At 52.9% G+C, this 2,832-nt stretch carries 2 protein-coding genes and 1 pseudogene; 2 read left to right on the forward strand and 1 reads right to left on the reverse strand.

What is annotated here, in order from left to right:
- A pseudogene (locus tag Q0711_RS11145) lies at positions 1-207 on the forward strand (ABC transporter ATP-binding protein); the annotation flags it as partial.
- On the opposite strand, the gene ppk1 reads toward Q0711_RS11145, so the two are convergent.
- Positions 204-2,408: a polyphosphate kinase 1 gene (gene ppk1 / locus Q0711_RS11150; RefSeq protein ID WP_299042593.1), complete on the reverse strand. Its 2,205-nt coding sequence runs from the start codon at positions 2,406-2,408 to the stop codon at positions 204-206. The pseudogene Q0711_RS11145 and the gene ppk1 overlap by 4 nt on opposite strands.
- A 132-nt stretch (positions 2,409-2,540) precedes the next feature.
- Between ppk1 and Q0711_RS11155 the strand changes: the two genes are divergently transcribed.
- On the forward strand, positions 2,541-2,832 hold a 292-nt coding region (locus tag Q0711_RS11155), incomplete at its 3' end, for an OB-fold nucleic acid binding domain-containing protein (RefSeq protein ID WP_299042590.1).

Below are 2,832 nucleotides of genomic sequence, written 5' to 3' on the forward strand. Positions count from 1 at the left end.
GAAGCAGGGGTGATGGATGCCATTCAAGCCCTCAGTGGGGAGAAAACGATTATCATGATTGCCCACCGCCTTAGCACCGTCATGGAGTGCGATCGCCTGTACTTCATGGCCCATGGCCAAGTGGTGGCCGTCGGGAGCTACCAAGAACTGCTGCAAACGAGTCCAGACTTCCGAGCCATGGCTCAGGGATATGCCAAAGCGAATTAGTGGCTTGCTTGTGCTTGTACTTCCTTGAGGGTACGCGCCATCAAAAGGCTGTGGGTGCCGCGCTCCGGTTCCCCAGGGGCTGGCTGCCGCTGACGGTAGGTGCCGTCGGGTTGCAGTTCCCACGCTTGGCGGTTGTCTGCCAGCATAATCTCCAGCAGTTCTTTGAGTTCTTCTTGAATTTTGGGGTCTTGAATGGGGGTAATGGCTTCGACGCGGCGGTCTAAGTTGCGCGATCGCCAGTCAGCACTGCCAATGTAGTATTCAGGCTGACCATTATTGCCAAAGTAGAAAATCCGTGAGTGCTCCAAAAAGCGGCCAATAATACTAATCACCCGAATGCGATCGCTCACTCCCGGCACACCGGGTCGCAGACAGCACATGCCGCGAATAATCAAATCAATTTCCACTCCTGCTTGGGAGGCCTCATAGAGGGCACGAATCACTTGGGTATCTGTAATGGCATTCATCTTGGCAATAATCCGTCCCGGTTGGCCATTGCGGGCGTGCTCAATCTCACGGTAAATGAGTTGAAGTGTGCGATCGCGCATGGTGACCGGGGCAACGAGCAGCTGACGATACTCCCGTTGGCGGGAATAGCCCGTCAGTACATTAAAGAGTTCCGAGAGATCAGCCCCCAATTCCTCGCGGCAGGAAAACAGGCCTAAGTCCTCATAAAGACTAGCCGTTTTCGGATTGTAATTGCCCGTGCCGATGTGGATATAGCGGCGAATTTGTCCCGCCTCTTGGCGCACAACCAGAACCGTTTTAGTGTGGGTTTTGAGACCCGGCACGCCATAGACCACGTGGACGCCAACCTTCTCCAGCTTCCGCGCCCAGAGGATATTGTTCTCCTCATCAAAGCGTGCCTTCAGCTCCACCAAAACAGCCACTTGCTTGCCATTTTCTGCTGCCTTGATTAGGGCATTGACAATCGGTGAGTCACCAGAGGTGCGATAGAGCGTCATTTTAATTGCTAGCACCTGTGGATCATGGGCAGCCAAGGTAATAAAGCGCTGTACTGTTGCGGCAAAGGAATGGTAGGGATGGTGAACAATGATATCCCCCTCCCGAATCAGGGCAAAGAGTTCGTTGGCGACTGCTTCCCAATAGTCCGTGCCTAGGGTCGTAATTTCGCTTGTGGTGTCAAACATCGATTCCCGTTCTTCTACTCGCTGGAAACGGGGAGGAACTTGAGGGTGCCACTCCGGATCCTTAAACTGGGGCAAGGGCAAGGCCATAAAAGCAAATAAATCATTCAAGCACAACAGACCATCGAGTTCATAGACATCAATCTCCTCGAGATCCATTTCCTCCATGAGGGTTTGCTTGAGAAGTAATGGAATACCTCGCTGCACCTCTAGACGCACCACGGACCCAAAGCGCCGTTTACGAATTTCCTGCTCAATGGCAATCAGTAAATCATCGGCCTTGTCCGTTTCCAGTTCAAGATCAGCACTGCGGGTAATGCGAAAGGCAAAGTGGGCCTGAATCTCCATCCCCGGAAAGAGGGCACTGAGGTTGTGGGCGATAATTTCTTCGAGGGGCACGCCGACCCAATGGGCACCTTGAGGGAAGTACAAATGTTGGGGCAGTGCCACAAAGCGAGGAAACTGATTCGGTACCTTCACTCGCGCTAGGTGCTCTTGGCCAGAGTCTGGGTCACGGATGAGCACTGCGAGATTCAAACTTAGACTAGAAATGTAGGGAAAGGGATGGGCAGGATCAACTGCTAAGGGGGTAAGCACTGGAAAAACCTGGGCTTGGAAGTAGTCGTTGAGGTAGGCCTGCTGCTCAGGTGTCAACTGATTAAAGCGAGTGAGGAAAATGGCTTCCTTTGCCAAGAGGGCGCGCAGTTCTTGGTCGAAATAGCGGTGTTGCTCGGTAACAATCGGTAACAGATATTGCCGCACTGCTTGTAACTGCTCCGCTGGGGGCATACCATCGGCTCCCCCTTGGACAATGCCACTTTCCACTTGCTGCTTCAAACCGGCCACACGCACCATGAAAAATTCATCCAAGTTGGAACTGAAAATGGCCATAAATTTCAGCCGCTCTAGTAGGGGTGTGCGGGGGTCATAGGCTTCGTGGAGTACCCGCTTGTTAAATTCCAGCCAACTTAAAGAGCGATTGAAGTAGTACTGTGGATTGTCAAGATCAATCGATTCAGGAGCTTTACGGCGGGGGGATTTCGCAGCGGTCATGGCCGTTTGTTCTTGTTCGTCAGTCACCCTAGCATCCACTGTACTCGATTCCCCTTTTGCAGCGTTGGTACCAACCCCAGAGCGTACAATGAGAAGGTTAAGGTTTGCTAATTGTGGAGAGTTTCTACCAATATGGCTGACGTGGGGGCAACGGGAGCCGAAATTCGGGCAACACGGATTGAGAAAGCAAAAACATTGCAGGCACAGGGAATGAACCCCTATGCCTATCGTTGGGAACGCACCCATACTGCGGCAGTTCTGCAAGAAAAATATGCCCACTTGGCGGCGGGCGAAGCGGTGGGCGATCGCGTGAGTGTGGCCGGCCGCATCATGGCGCGGCGCATCTTTGGCAAGCTGGCCTTTTTTACGCTGCAGGATGACAGCGGCACGATTCAGCTTTACCTCGATAAGCAAACGATCACCC

It is taken from the genome of uncultured Thermosynechococcus sp. (assembly GCF_937958135.1).
In the GTDB taxonomy this organism is placed as follows: Bacteria; Cyanobacteriota; Cyanobacteriia; order Thermosynechococcales; family Thermosynechococcaceae; genus Thermosynechococcus.